The organism is Pseudomonas sp. NPDC099000 (assembly GCF_044759925.1).
Taxonomy (GTDB): Bacteria; Pseudomonadota; Gammaproteobacteria; order Pseudomonadales; family Pseudomonadaceae; genus Aquipseudomonas.
On sequence record NZ_JBIWAF010000006.1, the window covers coordinates 115,489 to 142,290 of the forward strand.

The 26,802-nt window shown below is 59.6% G+C and carries 23 protein-coding genes; 7 read left to right on the forward strand and 16 right to left on the reverse strand.

Annotation, left to right across the window (positions count from 1 at the left end; all coding sequences use genetic code 11):
- Positions 1 to 19 precede the first annotated feature (19 nt).
- The 7 genes from sigX to ppsA all read right to left on the reverse strand — a co-directional run bounded on the left by sigX (position 20) and on the right by ppsA (position 6,929).
- Positions 20 to 604, reverse strand: coding sequence for an RNA polymerase sigma factor SigX (sigX, locus tag ACIQV9_RS10195; RefSeq protein ID WP_403100721.1), 585 nt, complete (start codon positions 602 to 604; stop codon positions 20 to 22).
- Positions 605 to 691: 87 nt separating this feature from the next.
- Positions 692 to 1,516 (reverse strand): mechanosensitive ion channel family protein, encoded by an 825-nt coding sequence (locus ACIQV9_RS10200; RefSeq protein ID WP_008027407.1) that lies wholly within the window; start codon positions 1,514 to 1,516, stop codon positions 692 to 694.
- Positions 1,517 to 1,518: 2 nt separating this feature from the next.
- Complete coding sequence (locus tag ACIQV9_RS10205) at positions 1,519 to 1,767, reverse strand: hypothetical protein (RefSeq protein WP_007944521.1); 249 nt, start codon at positions 1,765 to 1,767, stop codon at positions 1,519 to 1,521.
- 63 nt (positions 1,768 to 1,830) lie between these two features.
- Positions 1,831 to 2,826 (reverse strand): zinc transporter ZntB, encoded by a 996-nt coding sequence (locus ACIQV9_RS10210; protein WP_403100725.1) that lies wholly within the window; start codon positions 2,824 to 2,826, stop codon positions 1,831 to 1,833.
- A gap of 26 nt (positions 2,827 to 2,852) precedes the next feature.
- The gene (rraA, locus tag ACIQV9_RS10215) at positions 2,853 to 3,344 is read right to left on the reverse strand and encodes a ribonuclease E activity regulator RraA (protein WP_403100728.1); all 492 of its coding nucleotides are present in this window, start codon (positions 3,342 to 3,344) and stop codon (positions 2,853 to 2,855) included.
- Positions 3,345 to 3,465: 121 nt separating this feature from the next.
- Positions 3,466 to 4,455, reverse strand: coding sequence for an alpha/beta fold hydrolase (locus ACIQV9_RS10220; RefSeq protein ID WP_403100731.1), 990 nt, complete (start codon positions 4,453 to 4,455; stop codon positions 3,466 to 3,468).
- Between the two features lie 98 nt (positions 4,456 to 4,553).
- Positions 4,554 to 6,929, reverse strand: coding sequence for a phosphoenolpyruvate synthase (ppsA, locus tag ACIQV9_RS10225; RefSeq protein WP_403100734.1), 2,376 nt, complete (start codon positions 6,927 to 6,929; stop codon positions 4,554 to 4,556).
- A gap of 174 nt (positions 6,930 to 7,103) precedes the next feature.
- Here ppsA and ACIQV9_RS10230 point away from each other — a divergent pair, with 174 nt between their 5' ends.
- A complete protein-coding gene (locus ACIQV9_RS10230) occupies positions 7,104 to 7,922 on the forward strand; it encodes a pyruvate, water dikinase regulatory protein (RefSeq protein ID WP_403100737.1) in 819 nt (272 codons plus the stop codon).
- Between the two features lie 137 nt (positions 7,923 to 8,059).
- Here ACIQV9_RS10230 and ACIQV9_RS10235 read toward each other — a convergent pair whose 3' ends face one another.
- The gene (locus ACIQV9_RS10235; RefSeq protein WP_403100740.1) at positions 8,060 to 9,469 is read right to left on the reverse strand and encodes a PLP-dependent aminotransferase family protein; all 1,410 of its coding nucleotides are present in this window, start codon (positions 9,467 to 9,469) and stop codon (positions 8,060 to 8,062) included.
- Between the two features lie 136 nt (positions 9,470 to 9,605).
- Here ACIQV9_RS10235 and ACIQV9_RS10240 point away from each other — a divergent pair, with 136 nt between their 5' ends.
- Positions 9,606 to 10,490, forward strand: a complete 885-nt coding sequence (locus ACIQV9_RS10240; RefSeq protein WP_403101031.1) for a DMT family transporter — start codon at positions 9,606 to 9,608, stop codon at positions 10,488 to 10,490.
- Here ACIQV9_RS10240 and prpD read toward each other — a convergent pair.
- From prpD to ACIQV9_RS10270, 6 genes are all read right to left on the reverse strand, one after another.
- On the reverse strand, positions 10,483 to 11,967 hold the full coding sequence (gene prpD, locus ACIQV9_RS10245; protein ID WP_403100743.1) for a 2-methylcitrate dehydratase: 1,485 nt from the start codon (positions 11,965 to 11,967) through the stop codon (positions 10,483 to 10,485). The two genes, ACIQV9_RS10240 and prpD, sit on opposite strands and share 8 nt — an antisense overlap.
- A gap of 173 nt (positions 11,968 to 12,140) precedes the next feature.
- On the reverse strand, positions 12,141 to 13,343 hold the full coding sequence (gene prpF, locus ACIQV9_RS10250) for a 2-methylaconitate cis-trans isomerase PrpF (protein ID WP_403100746.1): 1,203 nt from the start codon (positions 13,341 to 13,343) through the stop codon (positions 12,141 to 12,143).
- A 55-nt stretch (positions 13,344 to 13,398) separates the two neighbouring features.
- Positions 13,399 to 15,990, reverse strand: coding sequence for a Fe/S-dependent 2-methylisocitrate dehydratase AcnD (gene acnD, locus ACIQV9_RS10255; protein WP_403100748.1), 2,592 nt, complete (start codon positions 15,988 to 15,990; stop codon positions 13,399 to 13,401).
- A gap of 203 nt (positions 15,991 to 16,193) precedes the next feature.
- Positions 16,194 to 17,321, reverse strand: coding sequence for a 2-methylcitrate synthase (gene prpC / locus ACIQV9_RS10260; RefSeq protein WP_403100752.1), 1,128 nt, complete (start codon positions 17,319 to 17,321; stop codon positions 16,194 to 16,196).
- Between the two features lie 139 nt (positions 17,322 to 17,460).
- Positions 17,461 to 18,351 (reverse strand): methylisocitrate lyase, encoded by an 891-nt coding sequence (gene prpB / locus ACIQV9_RS10265; RefSeq protein ID WP_403100757.1) that lies wholly within the window; start codon positions 18,349 to 18,351, stop codon positions 17,461 to 17,463.
- A complete protein-coding gene (locus tag ACIQV9_RS10270) occupies positions 18,348 to 19,070 on the reverse strand; it encodes a GntR family transcriptional regulator (protein WP_403100760.1) in 723 nt (240 codons plus the stop codon). The genes prpB and ACIQV9_RS10270 overlap by 4 nt, the downstream gene beginning before the upstream one ends.
- A 299-nt stretch (positions 19,071 to 19,369) precedes the next feature.
- Here ACIQV9_RS10270 and ACIQV9_RS10275 point away from each other — a divergent pair, with 299 nt between their 5' ends.
- The 4 genes from ACIQV9_RS10275 to pabB all read left to right on the forward strand — a co-directional run bounded on the left by ACIQV9_RS10275 (position 19,370) and on the right by pabB (position 23,988).
- Positions 19,370 to 19,906 (forward strand): ATP-dependent zinc protease, encoded by a 537-nt coding sequence (locus tag ACIQV9_RS10275; protein WP_403100762.1) that lies wholly within the window; start codon positions 19,370 to 19,372, stop codon positions 19,904 to 19,906.
- A 5-nt stretch (positions 19,907 to 19,911) separates the two neighbouring features.
- A complete protein-coding gene (locus ACIQV9_RS10280; RefSeq protein ID WP_403100765.1) occupies positions 19,912 to 21,447 on the forward strand; it encodes an inactive transglutaminase family protein in 1,536 nt (511 codons plus the stop codon).
- Positions 21,447 to 22,433, forward strand: a complete 987-nt coding sequence (locus ACIQV9_RS10285; RefSeq protein ID WP_403100768.1) for an alpha-L-glutamate ligase-like protein — start codon at positions 21,447 to 21,449, stop codon at positions 22,431 to 22,433. Before ACIQV9_RS10280 ends, ACIQV9_RS10285 begins: the two co-directional genes overlap by 1 nt.
- A gap of 217 nt (positions 22,434 to 22,650) precedes the next feature.
- Positions 22,651 to 23,988 carry an aminodeoxychorismate synthase component I gene (gene pabB / locus ACIQV9_RS10290; protein ID WP_403100770.1) on the forward strand — a complete coding sequence of 446 codons (1,338 nt, stop codon included), beginning with the start codon at positions 22,651 to 22,653 and terminating at the stop codon, positions 23,986 to 23,988.
- A 113-nt stretch (positions 23,989 to 24,101) separates the two neighbouring features.
- Here pabB and thrH read toward each other — a convergent pair whose 3' ends face one another.
- On the reverse strand, positions 24,102 to 24,719 hold the full coding sequence (gene thrH / locus ACIQV9_RS10295; RefSeq protein ID WP_403100773.1) for a bifunctional phosphoserine phosphatase/homoserine phosphotransferase ThrH: 618 nt from the start codon (positions 24,717 to 24,719) through the stop codon (positions 24,102 to 24,104).
- A gap of 173 nt (positions 24,720 to 24,892) precedes the next feature.
- Between thrH and ACIQV9_RS10300 the strand changes: the two genes are divergently transcribed.
- A complete protein-coding gene (locus tag ACIQV9_RS10300; protein ID WP_403100776.1) occupies positions 24,893 to 25,627 on the forward strand; it encodes a phosphoadenylyl-sulfate reductase in 735 nt (244 codons plus the stop codon).
- Positions 25,628 to 25,772: 145 nt separating this feature from the next.
- Here ACIQV9_RS10300 and ACIQV9_RS10305 read toward each other — a convergent pair whose 3' ends face one another.
- The gene (locus ACIQV9_RS10305) at positions 25,773 to 26,696 is read right to left on the reverse strand and encodes a LysR family transcriptional regulator (RefSeq protein WP_403100779.1); all 924 of its coding nucleotides are present in this window, start codon (positions 26,694 to 26,696) and stop codon (positions 25,773 to 25,775) included.
- Positions 26,697 to 26,802 lie beyond the last annotated feature (106 nt).

Below are 26,802 nucleotides of genomic sequence, written 5' to 3' on the forward strand. Positions count from 1 at the left end.
AATTATACCCCAAAAAAGATTAAGAAATGACACAAAATTTCACACGAAATTTATAAAGAGCAATTTTGTAACGCATTTTTGTCGCACTCAAACCCATGTGCATTATGTCTGCGATCTCCTGAAATTCCAGCTCTGCGACAAATCGTAGCACCAGAATTTCACGGTCAATCGGGTTCACATACACCAGCCAGCGATCGAGTCCGCCCTTGTCCTCGGGCTTCGGCATCTTCTCTTCAGACGCTTCCTCGAGGGGGTCCAGACTCAAAGCATCCATCAAGCGACGCTTTCGCCGTTCCTTCCGATACTGTGTGATGCATTCGTTGTACGTGATGCTGTATAGCCACGTCTTGAACTTCGATTTCCCCTCGAAGTTCTTCAGGCCATACAGCACCTTTAACATCACTTCCTGACAGACATCGTCTGCGTCGCGATCGTTCCCCAGATATCGTGCACAGACGTTAAATAATGTTCGTTGGTAACGCCGCATCAGTTCTTCATAGGCGCGTGTTACGTGAAACAGCTCGGTATGCGAGCGCGCGACCAACTCCTCATCAGAGAGCTCGCGGGGGTCGTAGCGCGTGGAGAGCGATTGAGCTTTATTCAAAACAAGTCGGGCCGACAGTCAGGTCAATGTCCGCCGCGACCCTTACAGGGCCATTTGCGGCGGCATACATTAGCAGGGTTTGCCGGGTTAGCGGCTACTCACATGCTGCTCCAGGAGGATCCGATTGGAGAGAGAGACTAGCTCACCCTCATCGGTCAGCAATGTGGTTTTAACCGTGCCGATCTCTTCGATCTGACCTTCGACCTCGCCAACACGCACTTGTTGCCCAACCTGATACAACTCACGCACATAGATTCCCGCAAGAATCTGACCGGCAATTTCCCGGCTTCCCAACCCCATGGCCAGCGCAACCGCCAGACCAACGGTAATCAATACGATCACAATCACGTGGTTGAGCAGGTCAGTCTTGACCTCCAACTGGCTGATCGCGACCGAAATACTGATGATGATCACCAGCCCCTGAGCAATTCGCCCCAGGCCCGCAGCGTAATCCAGCCCTACGCCCTCTGCGGCACCGCGCACCAGCCCATTGGCCAGTTGCGCCAGCAAAACACCCACCAGCAGTACCAGCGCGGCGCCAAATACTTTCGGCAAATACAGCGCAAGCATGTCAAGCGTAGCCGAAACTCGCTCAAGTCCAAGGGATTCTGCGGCAGAAACCAGAAAAATCAGCAGAACGAACCAATAGACAATCTTGCCAATCAGGGTCGAGATCGGCACTTGCAGGCCGGCCCGGGACAGTAATTTGGTCAGACCGGTGCCGCCCATCAGGCGATCAAGGCCCAGCTTGGCGAGCAACTTGGACAGCAAAGTATCCAAAAGTTTCGCAACGACGAAACCCAACAGCAAAACGACCAGTGCACCGAACAGGTTCGGGATGAAATTTGCCACCTTGGTCCATAACGCAGTCATTGCAGTGACGAGGCTCTGTGTCCAGAGATCAAGTTCCATATTCAATCAGCCTTATCAGCGGTGCGAACGGTAGGTTTACGGTGACGGGATACCGGCGAGACGTGGGCCGAGCCGTTATTGAGGGCGATCATCAGCGCGGGCAACCAGCGGCCCAGCAGGCTGAACAGATCGCCGGCGCCGACCTGGCGGTTGGCGGTTTTCAGGACACGCCCAAGACACGCATCGTCGTCACGGGTGGACGGCGAAGCGTTCAGCATGTCGCGCAAAGACTGTTCAAACGGATCGTGCATACGCACCTCTCGTGATGTCTGTGAAAGACGCGGTCAAATTTGCCCGGGTCACATGGCTCATCGTCAGACCCAGCGCAAACGTCGAAATAACCACCACTGCCCGAGCGCTACTGAAACCATCATCAGGCACGCGATCAGGAAACCATAAGGGCTGGCGGAGAACGGAATCCCGCCGACGTTGATGCCCAGAAGACCCGCCAGAAAACTCATCGGCAAAAAGATCCCGGTGATGATCCCGAAGCGGTACATCGTGCGGTTCATGCGCACGCTCAAACGTCGATCTTCGGCCTCGAGGACCAGCCCCACCCGCTCCCGGGTCAATTCCAGCTCTTCGAGATAACGGGTCAGGCTGTTGTTCAATTCGTTCCAGTAATCGCCATCGTCTTCGACGAACCAGGGCAGTTTTATCCGCGTCAGCTGTCCGAAAATTTCCCGCTGCGGAGCAAGGAAACGTTTCAGTGCAGCAGCCCGACGACGGATCTGCAAAATGGCGCCATGCTCGGGTGTATACCGTTCGTCGGCATCCAGCTTTTCTTCTTCCTCATCGACCACTTCCGAGAGGCAACTGACCAGATCCTGCACCTTATGAGTGAGGTACTGAGCCATATAAAGGATGAGTTCGGAGGCGGTTTTCGGCCCTTTGCCTTCGGCCAGCGTCACCAGTAACTCATCGGTGGCGCGCAATGGACGCAAACGCAGGGAAATGATGCGCTGGGCGGAGGCGAAGATCCGCACCGAGACCATGTCTTCCGGCTCGGCGCCCGGGTTCAGGTTGACCCCACGCAGAAACAACAGCAGTTCGGAGTCCGGTAGCGGCAGAAGGCGCGGCCGGGTGTTTTCTTCGAGCAGGAGGTCACAGCTGAACTCACTCAAACCGCTGGATTTGCGCAGCCAGGTCCGGGTTTGCGGGTGACTGCGATCCCAGTGCAGCCACAGGCTTTCATGTGCCTGAAGCTGCAAGTCATCGAGTTCAGTCCGGGCTATCGAACGCGCACCGCCTTTACCATCCAGCACCAGGGCATGCACCAGCCCCCACTGCGCGTTTTCTTCCTCGAACATCCTCACCCCTTTGTTGGTCTTGCGCTTTATTCAGGCATCTTCAACGGGCTTGGCGAGATGATCACGCCGTTGTTGTCCGCGTAAATGTAATGGCCTGGATGGAACGTCACTCCGGCGAAAGTCACCGAAACGTTAAGGTCGCCGAGCCCACGTCTGTCGGATTTCCTCGGGTGGCTGGCGAGGGCCTGAACGCCCAGATCGGTCTGCGCGATGATATCGACGTCGCGGATGCAACCGTAGATCACCAGCCCTTCCCAACCGTTTTTCGCGGCTTTCTCGGCCAGCATGTCACCCAGCAACGCATGACGCAGCGAACCACCACCATCGACTACCAGCACCTTGCCATTACCCTTGAGCTCGACCTGCTCCTTGACCCGCGAGTTGTCTTCGAAGCACTTGATGGTCACGATTTCGCCGCCGAAGGAATCACGGCCGCCGAAATTGCTGAACATCGGTTCCAGCACCTGCACCAGCTCCGGGTAGGCGTCGCACAGGTCAGGCGTGAGGTAATGGTTCATCGAGAAACTCCTGTAAAGAGGAAGACAATCGAGTGTGTCGCAAAGTGACCGGAACAGCTCAATGCGTCATATCTTAGCCTCAAGCCGAACAGAGCGAAATGCCCTTGTTAGAGCATCAGGCTCAGACTGCCGTGGACAAATCCGGCTTTTCTCCCAGCAAAGGCGTTTGCTGATCGGCCAGCCAGCGCGCCACCAACGGCCAGACTTCGGCTTGAGCGGCTTTGCTGACGAGCATTTCCACGTGGCCAAAATTATCGCCAAAGCCCTGCTCGCGGCCAAGGTTGATGAATTGCTTGTGTTCGCAACCCACTTGATCGAACAACTTGCGGCACGCCCACGCCGGATCCTGGTGATCCCCAGCGGCGCTTACGGCCAGCACCGGCAATTGAACCTCGGCCAATCCCGCCCACCAGTCCTTGTCCGCATCGCCAAAGCGCCCGAACAGGCCATACCAGCGCATGCTTTCCAGGGCCAGGCCAATCGGCTCGTCCTCCGGGCCACGCTTGAGCCGCGAACCGGAGAGCTGGGCGAAACGCGTGAGAATGAAGCGACCGCTCCACTCCACCGGTGGAATTTTCAACGGCCAGTAGGTGCGACTGACTTGCGTACCGAAGAACGCCGCAGACGCGACGACAGGCTCGCCGATGTATTCCCCACCCAGCGCCGCCGCCAGCGTGATGCCGCCCAGCGAGTGACCGATCCAGTGCGGGACCTGGCCGCTCTGCTCACGCACGAACGCGCCAATCGCCGGCAGATCGTAACGGGCGTAGTCGCTCACGCGGTTCTTGCGGTAGTTCTGATTGCGCTGGGACAGGCCGTGACCGCGCATTTCGGGAATCCAGACATCGAAGCCCAGACGCGTCAGGTAGGCGCCCAGCCCAAGGCCTTTGGGCGAGAACCAGAACCGGCGATTGGAAAAGCTGCCGTGCAACAAAATCACCGGCACGCCACGCACGGACGGTTCATCCGCCATGCCAAGACGCGTCACAGCCAGTTCGACGGTGCCGTCAGGGCTGTTGCCAGGTTTCAGACGATAGACATCTTCGCTCAGATCGCCGCGACGCTCGGCGCTGATCAGGGCGACAGGAAATAGGTTGCTGCTGCTTTGCATAATGCTCTTGCACAAAAAAGGGCGGCTTCCAGAGGAGCCCGCCCTACTTGAATCTTAAAGCCCCGGCCACTAAAGCGGCCGGGGCTTCACTCACACCATCAAGCCGACGCCTGACCTTCAGCCAGGAAGAACCAGGTTTCCAGTACGGAATCGGGGTTCAACGAAACGCTTTCGATGCCCTGCTCCATCAGCCATTTGGCCAGATCAGGGTGGTCCGAAGGACCCTGACCGCAAATGCCGATGTACTTGCCAGCCTTGTTGCAGGCCTGAATCGCGTTGGCCAGCAACTTCTTGACCGCCGGATTACGCTCGTCGAACAGGTGAGCGATGATCCCGGAGTCACGGTCCAGGCCCAGCGTCAGCTGAGTCAGGTCGTTGGAGCCGATGGAGAAGCCGTCGAAGAACTCGAGGAATTCTTCAGCCAGGATCGCGTTGGACGGCAGTTCGCACATCATGATGATGCGCAGACCGTTTTCGCCGCGCTTCAGACCGTTCTCCGCCAACAGGTCGATGACCTGGCTCGCTTCGCCCAAGGTACGGACGAACGGCACCATGATTTCGACGTTGGTCAGGCCCATGTCGTTGCGCACACGCTTGAGGGCGCGGCACTCGAGCTCGAAGCAGTCACGGAATGCTTCGCTGATGTAACGCGAAGCACCACGGAAGCCCAGCATCGGGTTTTCTTCTTCCGGCTCGTAGAGCTTGCCGCCGATCAGGTTCGCGTATTCGTTGGACTTGAAGTCCGACAGACGCACGATGACCTTTTTTGGGGTAAACGCAGCGGCCAGGGTGCTGATGCCTTCAACCAGTTTGTCGACGTAGAAGCCGACCGGATCGTCGTAACCGGCGATGCGCTTGTCGACGCTGTCCTTGATGTCCTGCGGCAGGCCGTCGTAGTTCAACAGCGCTTTCGGGTGGACACCGATCATGCGGTTGATGATGAACTCCAGACGGGCCAGGCCCACACCGGCGTTCGGCAGTTGCGCGAAGTCGAATGCACGGTCCGGGTTGCCGACGTTCATCATGATCTTGAACGGCAGATCAGGCATGGCATCGACGGAGTTTTTCTTGATGTCGAAGCCCAGTTCGCCTTCGAAGATGTAGCCAGTGTCGCCTTCAGCGCAGGAAACGGTCACGCCCTGGCCGTCTTTCAACAGCTGGGTGGCGTTGCCGCAACCGACCACGGCCGGGATGCCCAGCTCGCGAGCGATGATCGCCGCGTGGCAGGTACGGCCGCCGCGGTTGGTGACGATGGCGCTGGCGCGCTTCATGACCGGTTCCCAGTCCGGGTCAGTCATGTCGGAGACCAGTACGTCGCCTGGCTGGACCTTGTCCATCTCGGACACGTCCTTGATGATACGGACCTTGCCGGCGCCGATGCGCTGGCCGATGGCGCGACCTTCAACCAGCACGGTGCCGGTTTCTTTCAACAGGTAGCGTTCCATGACGTTGGCCGAGGTACGGCTCTTCACGGTTTCAGGACGGGCCTGAACGATGTAGAGCTTGCCGTCGTCGCCGTCTTTGGCCCATTCGATGTCCATCGGGCACTTGTAGTGCTTCTCGATGATCATCGCTTGCTTGGCCAGTTCGCTGACTTCGGCGTCGGTCAGGCAGAAACGGGCGCGATCAGCCTTGTCCACGTCGATGGTCTTGACCGACTTGCCGGCCGTGGCGACTTCGCCGTAGATCATCTTGATGGCCTTGCTGCCCAGGTTGCGACGCAGGATGGCCGGACGACCGGCGGCCAGCGTGCCTTTGTGGACGTAGAACTCATCCGGGTTCACCGCGCCTTGTACGACGGTTTCACCCAGGCCGTAGGCGCCGGTGATGAACACCACGTCACGGAAGCCCGATTCGGTATCGAGGGTGAACATCACGCCGGCGGTGCCGGTTTCGGAGCGGACCATGCGCTGCACGCCAGCCGACAGGGCGACCAGCTTGTGGTCGAAGCCCTGGTGGACGCGGTAGGAAATCGCGCGGTCGTTGAACAGGGAGGCGAACACCTCTTTGGCGGCGCGAATGACGTTTTCGACACCACGGATGTTCAGGAAGGTTTCCTGCTGACCGGCGAAGGAAGCGTCCGGCAAGTCTTCGGCGGTAGCGGAAGAGCGCACGGCCACGGCCATGTCAGGGTTGCCGGCCGACAGCGTGGCGAACGCGGTGCGGATCTCGGCGTTGAGCTTCTCGGGGAATTCGGCTTCCATGATCCATTGACGGATCTGGGCGCCGGTCTTGGCCAGGGCGTTGACATCGTCGACGTCGAGAGCGTCGAGGGCGGCATGGATCTGATCGTTCAGGCCGCTCAGTTCCAGAAAATCACGATAAGCCTGAGCTGTCGTGGCGAAGCCACCGGGCACCGATACACCGGCACCTGCGAGGTTACTGATCATCTCGCCCAGGGATGCGTTCTTGCCCCCTACGTGCTCTACATCATGGACGCCGAGCTTATCGAGGGAAACTACGTACTCTACCAAGGTGATCTCTCCACTAACTGTGTTGGAAAAGCTCAGAAGCCGGCTGCTCGGGGGAGCGTTTGCCGGCTGTATGGCCTGGACCTGGAAAATAAGTGAGAATGCGGGCCACTGGCGGCCGGCAAATCGCGCCTATCATATCCAAGAATGATCATTAGCTTAAGGCCCAAGGTGCAAATGAAACGATCTGCTTTCTTTATTTCCGACGGCACCGGCATCACAGCCGAAACCCTCGGCCAAAGCCTCCTGGCGCAGTTCGAAAACATTACCTTCAGCAAATTCACGCGGCCGTACATCGACAACGTGGATAAAGCGCGGGCCATGGTACAACAAATCAACAAAGCCGCCGAAAACGACGGCTTCCGGCCGATTATCTTTGACACCATCGTCAATCAGGACATCCGTGAGATCCTCGCAACGTCCAATGGTTTCATGATCGACATTTTCTCGACCTTTCTTGCGCCTCTTGAACAGGAATTGACCGAGCATTCTTCCTACACCGTCGGCAAATCCCACTCCATCGGCAGCAACTCCAACTACATGGAGCGAATCGAGGCGGTGAACTTCGCCCTCGACAACGACGATGGCGCCCGCACGCACTATTACGACAAGGCCGACCTGATCCTGGTCGGCGTGTCGCGTTGCGGCAAGACCCCTACCTGCCTGTACATGGCCATGCAATTCGGCATCCGCGCGGCCAACTACCCGCTGACCGAAGACGACATGGAGCGCCTGCAACTGCCTGCCACCCTGCGCGCCCACCAGCACAAGCTGTTCGGCCTGACCATCGACCCGGATCGCCTCACCGCGATCCGCAACGAGCGCAAGCCCAACAGCCGCTATTCGAGCTACGCCCAGTGCGAATTCGAGGTGCGTGAGGTGGAGAACCTGTTCCGCCGCGAGAACATTCCGCACATCAATTCCACGCATTTTTCGGTGGAAGAGATTTCGGCGAAGATTCTGGTAGAGAAAGGCGTGGAGCGGCGGTTTAAGTAGTTCTTTAGCGCCTGATCGACCGCCATCGCGGGCAAGTCGAATCGTCGCACCGCCGCTCCCACAGGGATCTTCGGTGGACACAATATTTGTGTACGACGGAAATCCCTGTGGGAGCGTGGCTTGCCCGCGATGAACGATCACTCGGTCTCAGACAATGCCCCCGCCAGCGATTCAAACCCTTGAAGCAATAACCCATCATCCCCTGCTGAATTACAAACACTTGCCCTGATGCACTGCGGCACCGCGGCATGCCCGACCGCAAACGCTTCAGCGGTAGCCACCAGAAAATTATTTGCCTTGAGCTCCTCAGCAATCTGCGAGGCCCGCCACGGCTCGGGCACTTCGATCCAGAAGTGTGGGCTGTGGGGATGAGTCTTGTATCCGACCTCTTCTAACATTGGGCTGACCAAACGCTTGCGGCGGCTGATTTCGACAATCTGCTGCCCCAGCAACTGTTCGGCGATACCGTTTTCGATCCACGCCGTTGCCAGCTCCATCGACAGCGGACTCGCCATCCAGCACGTCCCGCGCACCGCTGCGCTCAGCCGTCCGATCAACGGTTGCGGCGCATGCAGATAACCCGCCCGTAAACCCGCCGAAACCGCTTTGCTCAGGCTGCCAATCAACACCGAACGCTCCGGGGCAAAGTTACTCAAGGGCAACGGACGCTGCTGCGCCAGCACGGCGTGGGCTTCGTCCTCGATGATCAGCAGATTGTGCTGGCGACAGACCTCGGCAATCGCCTCGCGCCGTGGGACGGACATCACCGCCGCTGTAGGATTCTGGATTGTCGGCGTGCAGTACACCGCGGATACCCGATGATGCTGGCAAACGTCCGACAGCGCATCAGGCAACAATCCTTCGTCATCCATCCCGACACCGATCAGCTTTATGCCGAGCATGCGGGCGACGCTGTTCAGCCCGGGGTAAGTCAACTGCTCGGTCACCAGTGTATCGCCGGGCTTGAGCAACGCCATCAACACGCAGAGCAAGCCGTGCTGGCCGCCATTGACGCAAATGACCTGCTCGGCGCTCGGCACGAATGCCTGATGCCGCAGCCAGTGGGCGCCTGCCGCACGATGGCGCGGTAATCCGGCATCGGCCGTGTAACCGCTGAGCAACTGCAAGGTGTGCGGGTCGCTGGCCAGGGTCCGCAGGCTTTGACTCAGAAAGGCGGCTTCCTGCCCCGGAATCGGCTGATTCCGACTCATATCGAAGTAACACTGTGGCTCGTCGCTGACATTGCGAAAGCCGGAATCCCGCGGCCGTTCCATCCCGCGCTGACGCACATAGGTGCCATCTCCTACACGGGCGACCACCAACCCTACCCGCTCCAGTTCGCCATACGCACGGCTGATGGTGCCGATGGTCACGCCCAGGCTGTCCGCCAACAAACGATGGGGTGGCAGCTTGCTGCCGGGCTCGATCAAGCCTTCGCCGATGCTTTTTTCGAGGGCCTCGGCCAAGCGCTTGTACTTGACGCCGCGCCTATGAGCCAAGCCTTCGCGCAGGATTGACACCGTGGCAATACTTACTTTGACAGTCATTTCCATCCCGAATAGCGTGCTGAAAACAGGTTCAATCAGGAATAGACCTATTTGGTAACCGGGTCAATTTCGACAACGAAGGAGCACGATCATGTCCATCGCCCTCAGCGCCTCTTCAAGTATTCGAAAACCCTGGCTGGCCGGATTGGTCACCAGCGCACTGTTCCTGATCGTGTGCCTGAGCTGGGGCACCACGTGGCTCGGGATCAAGATTGCCGTTGAAAGCGTGCCGCCGCTGACCGCCGCCGGCCTGCGGTTCCTCATCGCCTTCCCGCTCTTTCTCGGCTTCGCCCTGATACGTCGTGAGCCACTGCTGTTCCCCAAGGAAAGCCGCTGGTTTTTTGTCTTTGTCACGCTGTCGTATTTCAGCCTGCCGTACTACTTGCTCAACTACGGCGAGATACACGTTTCGTCCGGCCTGACGGCGCTGCTGTTCAGCTGCATGCCGGTGTTCATCCTGCTGTTTTCCGCACTGTTTCTGCGGGAGAAAATCTACCCTTCGCAAGTGCTCGGCATCGCCATTGGCTTCGGCAGTCTGTTCATGATCATCCGCAGCCAGGGGTTGCATCTGGCCCATGCCGAATTGTTCGGAGTGTTGGCGATTCTCTGCGCTGCGGTGATGCATGCGCTGTGTTACGTGGTGACGAAAAAACACGGTACGGCGATCAGCGTCATCACCTACAACACGCTGCCCATTGGCATCGCCGGGCTGATGCTGTTTGTCGCCGGATTGAGTGTCGAAGCACCGGTGTTCGATGCCATCACCGCGCGTTCGTGGAGCGCCCTGCTCTATCTGGGGTTGGTGGCGTCGGTGGGCGGGTTTATCGTTTACTTCCTGTTGCTCAAGCGGCTGAGCCCGATCATTTTGTCGTTTGTGTTCATCATTTTTCCGGTGTTCGCAGTGATCATCGGTGCCTGGTACGAGGGGCAAACCTTGTCCCGGGAACTGATGATGTACTCGGCGATTTTGCTGACGGGGTTTGGGATCACAAAATTGCCTGTGGAGAAGTGGCTCAGATGACAAACAAGTCCATGAAACGGTTGACCGGTATTGCTTCAAGGGCAACCTGATCCTTGCACAACGCAAAGATCTCGGCGCATCGCTGGGCGGTGAAGCGGGTCGCCAGGTTGGCCTTGAACTTGTCTTCCAGCAGCGGAATGCCGTCGGTGCGGCGACGGCGATGGCCGATCGGATACTCGACCACCACGTTCTCGGTGCTGGAACCGTCCTTGAAAAACACCTGGATCGCGTTGGCGATCGAACGCTTGTCGGCTTCCAGGTATTCACGGGTGAAGCGCAGGTCTTCGACGATGACCATTTTGTCCCGCAGCACGTCGATGATCGGGTGCGCGGCATGGAAGTCATCTTCGTATTGCTCCGCGACCAGATTGCCAAAGGCCAACGGCACGGCGGTCATGTACTGAATGCAGTGATCGCGGTCGGCGGCATTGGCCAGCGGGCCGACCTTGGAAATGATGCGGATCGCCGATTCGTGGGTGGTGATGACGATTTTGTCGATCTCATGCAGACGATTTCTAACCTGTGGATGCAGGGTCACTGCCGCTTCGCAGGCGGTTTGCGCGTGAAATTCGGCGGGGAAACTGATTTTGAACAGCACGTTTTCCATCACATAGGTGCCGTATTGGCGGGAGAAGCTGAACGTGCGTTTGTCTTCAGGCTTTAGCGCCAGGTCGTTGTTGGTGTGGCTGAACAACACGTCGTAGAAGCCCCACTGCTTGGCGGTCAGCACGCCGGGGATGCCCATCTCGCCGCGCATCGCCATGTCCGCCAGGCGCACTCCCCGGCTGGACGCATCGCCTGCCGCCCAGGATTTGCGCGACCCGGCATTCGGCGCATGCCGATACGTGCGCAGCGCCTGGCCGTCGGCAAAGGCGTGGGACAACGCCGACAGCAGTTGCTCGCGATTAGCGCCCATGAGTTTGGCGGTGACGGCAGTCGAGGCCACTTTCACCAGGATGACGTGATCGAGCCCTACACGATTGAAGGAGTTTTCCAGCGCGATCACCCCCTGGATCTCGTGGGCCATGATCATGGCTTCGAGCACCGCGCGAATCGTAAGCGGCGCATCACCATTGGCCAGACGCTTTTGCGACAGGTGATCGGCCACCGCGAGAATGCCGCCGAGGTTATCGGACGGATGCCCCCATTCGGCGGCGAGCCAGGTGTCGTTGTAGTCGAGCCAACGCACGATGCAGCCGATGTCCCAGGCGGCTTTGACAGGATCGAGCCGGAAATGGGTGCCTGGCACGCGGGCGCCGAACGGGACGACGGTGCCTTCGACGATGGGGCCCAGGTGTTTGGTGCATTCGGGGAAGCGCAGGGCGAGGAGGCCGCAGCCGAGGGTGTCGATCAGGCAGTTGCGGGCGGTGTCCAGCGCTTCCTTGGAGTCGATTTTGAAGTTGAGGACGTAATCGGCAATATCCTGCAGGACAGTGTCGTAGTCGGGGCGGTCGTTCAGGTCGACGTTGGCGCTCATGTTCGATTCACTCGGTTAGTGCTTCGTTGATGGGACCTCGGTTCAGGGCAATCTCAGTGGGTTACAGATTCTTATTGTTGAAATAGGTCCTGTAGGAGCCAGGCTTGCCGGCGAAGGCGATCTTGAGGTCGCCTTCGCCGGCAAGCCTGGCTCCTACAGGGGATAGGTGTCAGTTAGAAAGAATCACCCGGCACGCGAACGTAACCTTCCATCAACACCCGCGCACTGCGGCTCATGATGGCTTTGTTCACGGTCCATTCACCGTTCACCTGGCTGGCCTCGGCGCCCACGCGCAATGTGCCGGACGGATGCCCGAAGCGCACGGCATTACGTTCGATGCCACCCGCCGCAAGGTTGACCAACGTCCCGGAAATCGCTGCGGCAGTACCGATTGCAACGGCCGCCGTGCCCATCATCGCGTGGTGCAATTTGCCCATCGACAGCGCACGCACCAGCAGGTCGACATCACCCGCCGCAATCGCCTTGCCGCTGGACGCCACGTAGTCCGCAGGCTTGGCCACAAAGGCCACCTTCGGCGTGTGCTGACGCTTGGCCGCTTCGTCCAGGTCCTTGATCAAGCCCATGCGCAACGCGCCATAAGCGCGAATGGTCTCGAACATCAGCAACGCTTTCGGATCGCCATTGATCGCGCCCTGCAACTCGGTACCGGTATAACCGATGTCTTCAGCGTTGACGAAAATCGTCGGGATGCCGGCATTGATCATGGTCGCCTTGAAGGTCCCGACGCCGGGCACTTCCAGATCATCCACCAGGTTGCCGGTGGGGAACATCGAACCACCGCCGCCCTCTTCTTCCGCTGCCGGATCCATGAATTCGACCTGCACTTCAGCGGCCGGAAAGGTCACGCCGTCGAGTTCGAAATCGCCGGTTTCCTGCACTTCACCGTTGGTGATCGGTACGTGGGCGATGATGGTCTTGCCGATGTTGGCCTGCCACACGCGAACCACGGCAACGCCGTTGTGCGGGATGCGGCTGGCGTCCACCAGACCGTTGCTGATGGCGAACGAACCGACCGCCGCGGACAGGTTGCCGCAGTTGCCGCTCCAGTCGACGAAAGGCTTGTCGATGGACACTTGGCCGAACAGGTAATCGACATCGTGATCAGCCTTGATGCTTTTCGACAGGATCACGGTTTTGCTGGTGCTGGAGGTCGCGCCACCCATGCCGTCGATTTGCTTGTCGTACGGGTCGGGGCTGCCGATCACGCGCAGCAACAAGGCATCGCGCGCCGGGCCTGGAACCTGTGCCGCTTCGGGCAGGTCTTTCAGGCTGAAGAACACGCCTTTACTGGTGCCGCCGCGCATGTAGGTGGCGGCGATTTTAATTTGAGGGGCGATTTGAGGTGCGTGTGCCATGGTGCTCCTTCAAAGCAGACACGGGACTGAACATCCCGTGCCCGCACGTCGTGATTTAGACGGCGACTGCCGATTCAAGGAAGTCTTGCGCGAAGCGCTGCAACACGCCACCCGCCTCATAGATCGACACTTCTTCGGCGGTGTCGAGGCGGCAGGTCACCGGCACTTCAACGCGCTCACCGTTCTTGCGATTGATCACCAGCGTCAGCTCGGCGCGCGGGGTGCGCTCACCGATGACGTCGTAGGTTTCGCTGCCGTCGATGTTCAGCGTGAGACGGTCGGTGCCCGGTTTGAACTCCAGCGGCAATACGCCCATGCCCACTAGGTTGGTGCGGTGAATGCGCTCGAAACCTTCAGCGGCAATCGCTTCAACACCGGCCAGACGCACGCCCTTCGCCGCCCAGTCGCGGGACGAACCCTGACCGTAGTCGGCGCCGGCAATGATGATCAGCGGCTGCTTGCGCTCCATGTAGGTTTCGATGGCTTCCCACATACGCATCACTTTGCCTTCCGGCTCGACGCGAGCGAGAGAACCCTGCTTGACCTTGCCGTTTTCCTGAACCATTTCGTTGAACAGTTTCGGGTTGGCGAAGGTGGCGCGCTGCGCGGTCAGGTGGTCGCCACGGTGCGTGGCGTAAGAGTTGAAGTCCTCTTCCGGCAAGCCCATTTTCGCCAGGTATTCGCCGGCGGCGCTGTCGAGCATGATCGCATTCGATGGCGACAGGTGATCGGTGGTGATGTTGTCGGGCAGCACCGCCAGCGGACGCATGCCCTTGAGCGGACGGGCACCGGCCAGCGCGCCTTCCCAGTACGGCGGACGGCGGATGTAAGTGCTCATCTCTCGCCAGTCGTACAGCGGCGTGACTTTCGGGCCGGTGTCTTCGTGGATGGCGAACATCGGGATGTAGACCTGACGGAATTGCTCCGGTTTAACCGACGCTTTGACCACTGCGTCGATTTCTTCGTCGCTTGGCCAGATGTCTTTCAGGCGGATTTCCTTACCGTCGACCACACCCAACACATCTTTTTCGATGTCGAAACGGATGGTGCCGGCGATGGCGTAAGCAACCACCAACGGCGGCGAAGCCAGGAAGGCGTTTTTGGCGTACGGGTGGATCCGGCCGTCGAAGTTGCGGTTACCGGAGAGCACGGCGGTGGCGTACAGGTCGCGGTCGATGATCTCTTGCTGAATCACCGGATCCAGCGCGCCGGACATGCCGTTGCAGGTGGTGCAAGCGAACGCCACGACGCCGAAGCCCAGTTGCTCAAGTTCAGTCGTCAGGCCCGCTTCGTCGAGGTACAGCGCCACGGTTTTCGAACCCGGTGCCAGGGACGATTTGACCCACGGCTTGCGGGTCAATCCGAGCTTGTTGGCGTTGCGCGCCAGCAGGCCGGCGGCGATCACGTTGCGCGGGTTGCTGGTGTTGGTGCAGCTGGTGATGGCGGCGATGATTACGGCGCCGTCCGGCATCTGGCCCGGCACGTCGTCCCACTGACCGGAGATGCCTTTGGCGGCCAGATCCGACACTGCCACCCGGGCGTGCGGATTGCTCGGGCCGGCCATGTTGCGCACCACCGAGGACAAGTTGAAGGTCAACCCGCGCTCGTATTGTGCGCCTTTCAGGCTGTCAGCCCACAGGCCGGTGGTCTTGGCGTAGTTCTCGACCAACTGCACTTGCTCGTCTTCACGGCCGGTGAGCTTGAGGTAGTCGATGGTCTGCTGATCGATGTAGAACATCGCCGCCGTGGCGCCGTATTCCGGGGCCATGTTGGAGATGGTCGCGCGGTCGCCGAGGGTCAGCGCGGCAGCGCCTTCACCGAAGAACTCCAGCCATGCACCGACGACTTTTTGCTGACGCAGGAACTCGGTCAGCGCCAGCACCATGTCGGTGGCAGTGATGCCCGGTTGCAGCTTGCCGGTCAGTTCAACGCCGACGCTTTCCGGCAGACGCATCCACGACGCGCGGCCGAGCATCACGCTCTCGGCTTCCAGGCCACCGACACCGATGGCGATCACGCCCAGCGCATCGACGTGCGGGGTGTGACTGTCGGTACCGACGCAGGTATCAGGGAACGCCACACCGTCGCGGACCTGGATCACCGGAGACATTTTCTCCAGGTTGATCTGGTGCATGATCCCGTTGCCTGGTGGAATCACATCAACGTTCTTGAAGGCCTTTTTGGTCCAGTTGATGAAGTGGAAACGGTCTTCGTTGCGACGGTCTTCGATGGCGCGGTTCTTCTCGAACGCCTCCGGATCAAAACCACCGCGCTCGACGGCCAGGGAGTGGTCGACGATCAATTGCGTCGGCACCACCGGGTTCACTTGCGCCGGGTCCCCACCTTGCAGGGCGATGGCGTCACGCAGGCCGGCGAGGTCGACCAGCGCGGTCTGGCCAAGAATGTCGTGGCACACCACGCGGGCCGGGAACCACGGGAAGTCGAGGTCGCGTTTGCGCTCGATGAATTGCTTCAGGGATTCGGTGAGCGTGGCCGGGTCGCAGCGACGCACCAGGTTTTCCGCCAGCACGCGGGAAGTGTACGGCAGAGTGTCGTAGGCGCCGGGCTGGATGGCCTCGACAGCCGCACGGACGTCGAAGTAATCCAGATGGCTGCCGGGCAGCGGTTTGCGGAATTCAGTGTTCATCGTCAGGACTCGGTCACGGTGGTTACAAAAGGTGGGGCCTGGCACAGCTCCTGAAGTGAACACAATCCACTGTAGGAGCGAGCCTGCTCGCGATGACTGAGTCATATCCGACATTGATGTCGATTGACCCACCGCTATCGCGAGCAGGCTCGCTCCTACAGGGATCTGTGTTGGGTTCAGATCCCGGTGCAGGCCTTCACCATTCAGCGTTGTTCGATTGGCACGAACTTGCGCTGTTCGACGCCGACGTACTCGGCGCTCGGGCGGATGATGCGGTTGTTGGCACGTTGTTCGAACACGTGCGCCGCCCAGCCGGTCAGGCGCGAGCAGACGAAAATCGGTGTGAACAACTTGGTCGGAATGCCCATGAAGTGGTACGTCGACGCATGATAGAAGTCGGCGTTCGGGAACAGTTTCTTCTGCTCCCACATGGTCTTGTCGATGGCTTCGGAAACCGGGAACAACACGGTGTCGCCCACTTCGTCAGCGAGTTTTTTCGACCAGCCCTTGATCACTTCATTACGCGGATCGTTGTCCTTATAGATCGCGTGACCGAAGCCCATGATCTTGTCCTTGCGCTCGAGCATGCCGAGGGTGCCTTTGATCGCCTCTTCCGGCGACGAAAAACGCTCGATCATTTCCATCGCCGCTTCGTTGGCGCCGCCGTGCAGCGGACCGCGCAGAGAACCGATGGCCGCGGTGACGCAGGAATACATGTCCGACAGCGTCGAGGCGCAAACCCGTGCGGTGAAGGTCGAGGCGTTGAACTCGTGTTCCGCGTAGAGGATCAGCGAAACGTTCATCACTTTGACGTGCAACTCGCTCGGCTTCTTGTCGTGCAGCAGGTGCAGGAAGTGGCCGCCGATGGATTGTTCGTCGCTCACGCAGCTGATGCGTTTGCCGTCGTGGCTGAAGCGATACCAGTAGCACATGATCGCCGGGAACGCGGCGAGCAAACGGTCGGTGATGTCGTGTTGCTCGGAGAAGTCTTTCTCCGGCTCGATGTTGCCCAGGAACGAGCAGCCGGTGCGCATCACGTCCATCGGGTGGGCGTCGGCGGGGATGCGTTCCAGCACTTCCTTGAGCGCTTGCGGCAGGTCGCGCAGCTTGCCCAGTTTGCTGATGTAAGCGGCGAGTTGTGCCTTGGTCGGCAGTTCACCGTAAAGCAGCAGGTAAGCCACTTCTTCGAATTGTGCGTCAGCCGCCAGTTCGCGAACGTCGTAGCCGCGATAGGTCAGGCCTGCGCCCGACTGGCCCACGGTGGACAGAGCGGTTTGCCCGGCAACCTGGCCACGGAGCCCGGCGCCACTGAGTACTTTTGCTTCGGCCATTGCTGTCTCCAGTTTTTCTTGAATTTGTCAGGGAAACTTGTAGGAGCGAAGCTTGCTCGCGAAAGCGGTGTGTCAGACGACATTAATGTTGAATGTCAGTGCGTCTTCGCGAGCAAGCTTCGCTCCTACAGGGCTTTCATTACTTCTTGGACGCAAACAACGCATCGAGCTTCTGCTCGAAGGTGTGGTAGTCGATGCGATCGTAAAGCTCCATGCGGGTTTGCATGGTGTCGATGACGTTCTGTTGCGTGCCGTCGCGGCGGATCGCGGTGTAGACGTTTTCCGCGGCTTTGTTCATGGCGCGGAAGGCCGACAGCGGGTACAGCACCAGCGACACGTCGGCAGCGGCGAGTTGCTCGGTGGTGTACAGCGGCGTCGCGCCGAATTCGGTGATGTTGGCCAGGATCGGCGCTTTCACGCGGTTGGCGAACAGTTTGTACATGTCCAGTTCGGTGATGGCTTCCGGGAAGATCATGTCGGCGCCGGCCTCGATGCACGCCGCGGCACGATCCAGAGCAGATTCCAGACCTTCCACCGCCAACGCATCGGTGCGGGCCATGATCACGAAGCTGTCATCGGTGCGTGCATCAACAGCCGCCTTGATCCGATCGACCATTTCTTGCAGCGACACGATCTCTTTATTCGGACGGTGACCGCAGCGCTTGGCGCCGACCTGGTCTTCGATGTGAATCGCCGCCGCGCCGAACTTGATCATCGACTTGACGGTGCGCGCGACGTTGAACGCCGAGGAACCGAAACCGGTGTCCACGTCCACCAACAGCGGCAGGTCGCACACGTCGGTGATGCGCCGCACGTCAGTCAGCACGTCATCCAGACCAGTGATGCCCAGGTCCGGCACGCCGAGCGAACCGGCAGCCACCCCGCCACCCGACAGGTAAATAGCCTTGAAACCGGCGCGCTTGGCCAGCAACGCGTGGTTGGCGTTGATCGCACCGACCACTTGCAGCGGATGTTCGCTGGCGACCGCATCGCGGAAACGCTGGCCTGGAGTGCTCTTGTTGGAACTCATGACTCACCTCGTTCAGTGGCTGTCTGGTTAGCGCCGTCCTGGTAATGACGGGCGATATTGCGTTTGGAGGCGCCGATGTGACGGCGCATCAACAACTCGGCGAGCTCACCGTCACGGTCGGCGATGGCGTCGAGAATTCGGTGGTGTTCGGCAAAGGCCTGATGCGGGCGATTGGGCGTGGTGGAAAACTGGATGCGGTACATACGCACCAGCTGATAGAGCTCGCCGCAGAGCATTTGCGTCAGGGTGCGGTTGCCGCTGCCCTGGATGATCCGGTAGTGGAAGTCGAAGTCGCCTTCCTGCTGGTAGTAGCCAACGCCAGCCTGAAACGCCTCATCGCGCTCGTGGGTTTCGAGGACCCGGCGCAGTTCGTCGATTTCTTCGACGGTCATGCGCTCGGCCGCCAGGCGGCAGGCCATGCCTTCGAGGGATTCGCGAATCTCGTAGAGTTCCAGCAGCTCGGCATGGCTCAGCGAAACCACTCGCGCCCCGACGTGCGGCACGCGGACCAGCAGACGCTGGCCTTCCAGGCGATGAATCGCCTCGCGCAACGGCCCGCGGCTGATGCCATAGGTGCGCGCCAGCTCCGGCTCGGAGATCTTGCTGCCCGGGGCGATCTCGCCTTTGACGATGGCCGCCTGAATACGGCGGAAGACGTTTTCGGAAAGCGTCTCCGAATCGTCTTGCGCAACCACTGGGGGATCGAGTTGATCCAGCATATTGTCGACACCTTGAAAGCCAATGCCGCAAAAACTAGCGAAAACAGGAGCAACAGTCAAAGGATAAATAGGTATTGTCGACAATCGTCTAATAACCGCCTGCACCACAACGAAGCAGCCCCTCTGTTTATAGCCCCCTGCCAGCGCTGGCGCCATAAACCCACCGTGCTAGAATGCCGCCCGCATTTGTTTGTGACATCTGCACTGCCTGTCATAAAAAGTTGATAGGCATACGAGGGAGCTTGCGCAGCGATGCCAGGGCCTTGAATCGAAGTACGGACCGCTGCGCACCAGGATTTATGAGACTCAAGCCCTTTCCCACCTTCCTTTATCTTCTTTGCCTGCCCGGTTTCGCCGTGGCGGGGGAAAAGACCGTGTACGGCCTCAACGAGTACGCGTCCCTGCAAGGCATCAACCTGGAAGTTGCCGCCAAACTCGACACCGGGGCGAAAACAGCGTCCTTGAGTGCCCGCGACATCAAACGTTTCAAACGCAATGGCGAATCCTGGGTGCGCTTCTATCTGGCCATCGACGCCGCGCATTCGCACCCCATCGAACGGCCGCTGGCCCGCGTCAGCAAGATCAAGCGTCGTGCCGGCGACTACGACCCGGATGAAGGCAAGAAGTACACCGCCCGTCCGGTTATCGAGCTGGATATCTGCATGGGTTCGGCTTTACGCAGCATCGAAGTGAACCTAACTGACCGTAGCGCTTTCCAATATCCGCTCTTGATCGGCTCCGAAGCGCTGAAACGCTTCGACGCGCTGGTCGACCCCAGTCTTAAATACGCTGCTGGCAAACCCGCCTGCGCCACCGACGCACATACCGCAGAGTAATTCCAATGCGCTCTCTTACCCTCCATCTGAAAATGCTGATCGCCATCCTGGTGGTGCTGGGCATTTCAGTTACGGCCTATCAGATTTTCGTGCTCGGCATTCCCGTGACCGAGGACGCCACCGACGACCTGTGGAACATCGACGCCAAGGTCGAGTTCGTCGCCAGTGCCAAAGACCCGGTCAAGATCCAGATGTTCGTGCCGCCGCTGAGCCGCGATTACGTCAGCCTCAACGAGAGTTTCATTTCCAATAACTACGGCGTGGCCGTGAACCGCGTCGATGGCAACCGCAAGGTCACCTGGTCGGCGCGCCGGGCCAAGGGCAATCAGACCCTTTATTACCGTCTGGTGCTGACCAAGCGTTACACCGGCGAAAAATCCAAGGTCAAGGGACCGACCTTCCGCGACAGCATCGCCGTCGAAGGCGCGGAAAAAATCGCCGCCGAAGCCTTGCTCGCGCCGATCCGCCAACACTCGGCCGACGTCGAAACCTTCATCGGCGAAGCCATCAAGCGTGTCAACAATCTCAACGATGACAACGTGAAGCTGTTGCTGGGCGGCGATCAGACCCCCGGGCACAAAGCGAAAATTGTCGAGCTGGTACTGTCCATCGCCCACGTGCCGGTGGAAAAGGTCCACACCATCCGCCTGGTGGCTGACCAGCCGCAACTGCCGGAACTCTGGCTGCGCAGCTTCAACGGCACCGACTGGCTGTACTTCAACCCGGAAACCGGTGAACAGGGCCTGCCCACCGACCGCCTGCTGTGGTGGACCGGCGACGAAAACCTGATCACCGTCGATGGCGGCAAGAAAGCCAACGTGACGTTCAGCCTGAACAACAGCGAAATGAACGCGATTCGCCTGGCCAAGCTGACCGACGAAAACACCGACGCCAACTTCCTCGAATACTCGCTGTACGGTTTGCCGCTGCAAACCCAGCAGACCTTCATGATCATGGTGATGATCCCGATCGGCGTGCTGGTGATCCTGATCCTGCGCAACCTGATCGGCCTGCAGACCCTCGGCACCTTTACCCCGGTGCTGATCGCCCTCGCCTTCCGCGAAACCCAGCTCGGCTTCGGCATCGTGCTGTTTACGGTCATCACGGCGCTGGGGCTTTCGCTGCGCTCCTACCTTGAAAACTTGAAGTTGCAGATGCTGCCGAGGCTGTCGGTGGTGCTGACCTTTGTGGTGGTGCTGATCGCGGCGATCAGCCTGTTCAGCCATAAACTCGGCCTGGAACGCGGGCTGTCGGTGGCGCTGTTCCCGATGGTGATTCTGACCATGACCATCGAACGCCTGTCGATTACCTGGGAAGAGCGCGGCTCTGGCCATGCGATGAAAGTGGCAATCGGTACGCTGTTCGCCGCCGCCCTCGCACACCTGATCATGAGCGTGCCGGAATTGGTGTACTTCGTGTTCACCTTCCCGGCGATCCTGCTGATCCTGGTGGGCTTCATGCTGGCGATGGGTCGTTATCGCGGTTACCGCCTGACCGAACTGGTGCGCTTCAAGGCTTTCCTGAAGAAGGCTGACGCCTGATGTTCGGCTTCTGGAAGACCTGGAAGGCCCTGGAAGCCCGGGGCATCATGGGGATCAATCGGCGTAACGCGGACTACGTGCTCAAGTACAACAAGCGCAGCCTGTACCCGATTGTCGATGACAAGATCATCACCAAGGAACGCGCAATCGCCGCCGGCATTCATGTGCCGGAACTGTATGGCGTGATCTCCACCGAGAAAGAAATCGATAACCTCGACAAGATCATCGATGGGCGCACCGACTTCGTGATCAAACCGGCCCAGGGCGCGGGCGGCGACGGCATCATTGTGGTTGCCGACCGTTTCGAGGGCCGCTATCGCACGGTGTCCGGCAAGATCATCAGTCATGAGGAAATCGAGCACCATGTCTCCAGCATCCTCACCGGCCTGTATTCCCTGGGCGGTCACCGTGACCGCGCACTGATCGAATACCGCGTGATCCCGGACCAGATCTTCAAAAGCATCAGCTACGAAGGCGTCCCGGACATTCGCATCATCGTGCTGATGGGCTACCCGGTGATGGCGATGTTGCGCCTGCCGACGCGCCAGTCCGGCGGCAAGGCCAACCTGCACCAGGGCGCCATCGGCGTCGGCGTCGACCTCGCGACCGGGCAAACCCTGCGCGGTACCTGGCTGAACAACATCATCACCAAACACCCGGACACCACCAACGCGGTGGATGGCGTGCAACTGCCCTACTGGGACGGTTTCATGAAACTCGCTGCCGGCTGTTATGAGCTGTGCGGGCTGGGTTACATCGGTGTCGACATGGTGCTCGACCAGGAAAAGGGCCCGCTGATTCTTGAGCTCAATGCCCGGCCCGGGTTGAATATCCAGATTGCCAATGATTGCGGCCTGACGCTGCGCACGCATGCGGTTGAAGCGCGGCTGGAAGAGCTGAAGGCGCGCGGGGTTACCGAGACGGTGCGTGAGCGGGTGGAGTTTGTTCAAGAGATGTTTGGGCATATTCCTGCGGTTGAGGGCTGACCCCCCTGCATTGATCGTTCCCACGCTCCGCGTGGTAACGCCGCCACGGACGCTCTGCGTCCGCCTGTGACGCAGAGCGTCACGGGATGCATTCCCACGCGGAGCGTGGGGACGATCAATGGCCGCCAATCTACCAATCCCCGACATCCCCTCTAGGAGCAAATCCTGCAGAGGACTACAATCGCCACCCCGCCTCGATGGCTGATCTGCCCCGCCCATGTTGACCTGTTCCGTACACCCGCTGCCCTATCGCGCCAACCCCGCCGAGTACTTCGCGGCGATTCGTCATGCCCCCGGTGCCGTGTTGCTCGACAGCGGCCGGCCCAGCGCTGATCGCGGGCGTTTTGACCTGCTCAGCGCCTGGCCGCTGGAGCAGTTGGCGGTGTTGCCGGACGAGAGCGGCCTGCATTTCCTGCAACGCCTTCGCGACAATCTGACACGACTGGGTGAAGTGGCTGTCCCCGATGAACTGCCGTTCGCCGGTGGCCTGATCGGTTACCTGAGTTACGACTTCGGACGGCATCTTGAACACCTGCCGAACCAGGCGCAGGACGACCTGCAATTGCCGGATGCGCGTTTCGGGCTGTATGACTGGGCATTGATCAGCGATCACCATTTGGCAACCAGTCAACTGGTGTTCCACCCGACGCTGATCGACAGCGAGCGCCAGCGCCTGATCGCCTTGTTCAGTCAGCCTGCGGCTGAGCCGATCGAGCCGTTCAAGCTGAAAGCCTCCATGAAAGCCGACCTGAGCGCTGACGACTATCGCCAAGCGCTTGAGCGCATTCAGCACTACATCCAGGCCGGCGACTGTTACCAGGTCAACTTCGCCCAGCGCTTTCGTGCGCAATGTGTGGGTGATCCGTGGGCTGCGTACATCGCGCTGCGAGCCGCATGCCCAACACCGTTTTCCGGTTTCCAGAGCCTGCCCGACGGCGGCGCGGTGTTGAGCCTGTCTCCTGAGCGCTTCGTCAAAGTCAGCGAACGCCACGTTGAAACCCGACCGATCAAAGGCACCCGCCCGCGAGGCCTGACCGCGACCGAAGATGCAGCGAACGCCGCCGAACTGCTAGCCAGCCCCAAGGATCGCGCGGAAAACCTGATGATCGTCGACCTGCTGCGCAACGACCTCGGCCGTACCTGCCGAATCGGCTCGGTGCGGGTGCCGGAGTTGTTTAGCCTGGAAAGCTATCCGAACGTACATCACCTGGTGAGCAGCGTGACCGGCGAACTGGCGGATGACCGGGACGCACTGGACCTGATCGCCGGCAGTTTCCCAGGTGGATCGATTACCGGTGCACCGAAGATTCGTGCCATGCAGATCATCGACGAACTGGAGCCGACGCGTCGGGGGTTGTACTGCGGGTCTTTGCTGTACCTGGACGTGCGCGGCGAGATGGACAGCTCCATCGCCATTCGGAGTTTGCTGGTCAAGGATGGGCAGGTGTGCTGCTGGGGCGGTGGCGGGATTGTCGCGGATTCGGAGTGGCAGGCCGAATATCAGGAGTCGATTACCAAGGTGAAGGTTTTACTCGATACGCTGCAGAACCTTTAAGAGCTTCGCGGGCAAGCCTCGCTCCTACGGGTTTTGGGGTGTTCGCCGAGAATGTAAACGCCGCAACAACCTGTAGGAGCGAGGCTTGCCCGCGAAGGCGTCCTCAAGAACGACTACAAACTCAAAGCCCGATTCGAAGCCTTGATGAACTCCTGTTTCAAATCCTCAAAGCTGTGCACTGCCGGGAATTGCGGAAACTCGCGAATCACGTTCTCCGGCGCATGGAACAGAATCCCCGCATCCGCCTCACCCAGCATCGTGGTGTCGTTGTAGGAATCCCCCGCCGCAATCACCCGGTAGTAAAGGCTCTTGAACGCCAGAACCGACTGACGCTTCGGATCTTTCTGACGCAACTGATAGCTCGTTACCCGCCCCGAATCGTCGGTAATCAGGCGATGGCACAGCAACGTCGGGAACCCCAGCTGACGCATCAGCGGCTGCGAAAACTCGTAAAACGTGTCCGACAGAATCACTACCTGAAACCGCTCACGCAGCCAGTTGACGAACTCGACGGCGCCGTCCAGCGGCTTCAGCGTGGCGATCACTTCCTGAATGTCGGTGAGTTTCAAGCCGTGCTCGTCGAGAATCCGCAGGCGCTGCTTCATCAGCACGTCGTAGTCGGGAATGTCCCGGGTGGTCGCCCTCAGGGATTCAATCCCGGTTTTTTCAGCGAATGCGATCCAGATTTCCGGGACCAGCACACCTTCAAGATCCAGACAGGCAATTTCCACAAGACACTCCCATTTGTATTGATTATTGAGTCGAGCGAGTAAAAGGACTGCCGAACTCTAGCGACTCAGGCTGCCCCGCGCAACGCACAGGGCGCGCCCGCCGCCGCAGGATTTTGTTACCATCAGGCCTATATAGAGCGCCCAGCGCCACCGACCTGTAGGAAGCCGCCCTGATGAGCCCATCGTTCGATGTCGTGGAACTCGCCACGACCTATGCCAACAAATCCGCCCAGGACATCCTGAAACTCGCGTTTGCCGAGTTTGGCGATGACCTGTGGATATCTTTCAGCGGCGCCGAGGACGTGGTGCTGGTGGACATGGCCTGGAAGCTGAACAAGAACGTCAAGGTGTTCAGCCTCGACACCGGCCGCTTGCACCCGGAGACCTACCGCTTCATCGATCAGGTGCGCGAGCACTACAAGATCGACATCGAACTGGTGTCCCCGGACTACACGAAACTGGAACCGTTCGTGAAGGAAAAAGGACTGTTCAGTTTCTACAAGGACGGTCATGGCGAATGCTGCGGCATCCGCAAGATCGAGCCGCTGCGGCGCAAGCTGTCGGGCGTGACTGCCTGGGCCACCGGCCAGCGTCGGGACCAGAGCCCGGGCACCCGCAGCGCCGTCGCGGTGATGGAAATCGACACCGCGTTCTCCACCCCGGAACGCACCCTCTACAAATTCAACCCGCTGGCGCAAATGACCAGCGAAGAGATCTGGGGTTACATCCGCATGCTCGAACTGCCGTACAACAGCCTGCATGAGCGCGGCTTCATCAGCATTGGCTGCGAACCCTGCACCCGCCCGGTGCTGCCGAACCAGCATGAACGAGAAGGCCGTTGGTGGTGGGAAGAAGCGACGCAGAAAGAATGCGGGTTGCATGCGGGGAATATCATCACTAAATCCTGATTTCAAACCCCTATGAGGTTCCCTGTGGGAGCGGGCTTCCAAGGTGCGGACTTATGCGACGCCGCGGCCGAAGAACATTATTGGCTGGCCGGGGCGGTTCGGGTGGTAGACCGCGTTATCGTTCATCGTCGGTCCCAAGCCTGGCTCAAAGAGCACTGAACCGCTGTCCCAACCCCTGCTCCGCAAACTGCTCAATAATGAAATCCACAAACGCCCGGGTCTTGCCCGGCAGCAGTTTGTGTTCCGCGTAATAAATAGAAATGTTGCCGTCGTTGACGTACCAGTCCGGCAACACCCGTTGCAACGTCCCGGCTTCCAGATACCCCACAGCAAACGCCATGCTCACCAACGCAATGCCCAACCCCTGTGCCGCCGTCGCACACGCCGCTTCCGAATCGCTCATGGTCATTCGCGCCTTAAGCGTCAGCGAGCTGTGTTGCTGAGTACGACTGGTCAATTGCCAGGAACGCACCCGACCGGTTTGTGGCGAGCGGATCAGGATGCCGTCGTGGTCCTTGAGTTGATCGGGCTCGACGATCACAGGCCGCGCCGCCAGATACCCAGCTGACGCCACCAGCACCCGATGCGCCGGCGTCAGCTTGCGCGCCACCACGCCCTGCGGCAGCTCGAATCCGCCACCGATCGCCGCATCGAAACCCTGAGCGATGAGATCGACCTGACGGTTATCGAAATGCCAATCCGGATTGATCGCCGGAAAACGCCGCAGAAATTCGCCCAGCAAGGGCACCACATATAAACGGCCGAAGGCCGTGCCCATGCTGACCTTCAGTGTTCCCGCCGGTCTGCCCTCGGCGCTGGCGAGATTGGCCACCGCATTCTGAATCGTGTGCAGGCTGGAACTGACTTCACCGAGAAACAGGTGACCGGCCTCGGTCAACGTCAGGCTTCGCGTGCTGCGCTGGAACAGTCGCACACCCAGCCGGGCCTCAAGCTTTGCAACGCTTTTGCCGACCGCCGCCGGGGTCAGACTCAGGCGCCGCGCGGCTTCGGCGAAGCTGCCCACCTCCGCGCTGCGTACGAAGCATTCGATACTACTGAAGGTTTCCATAGGCGCCACTATAAACTTCTGGTTTACACAGACTATCGCAATTGCCGTCTACACAGCGTGTAATCCGCAATCGATACTAGCCTCCATCAACCGAGACATCTCGCCT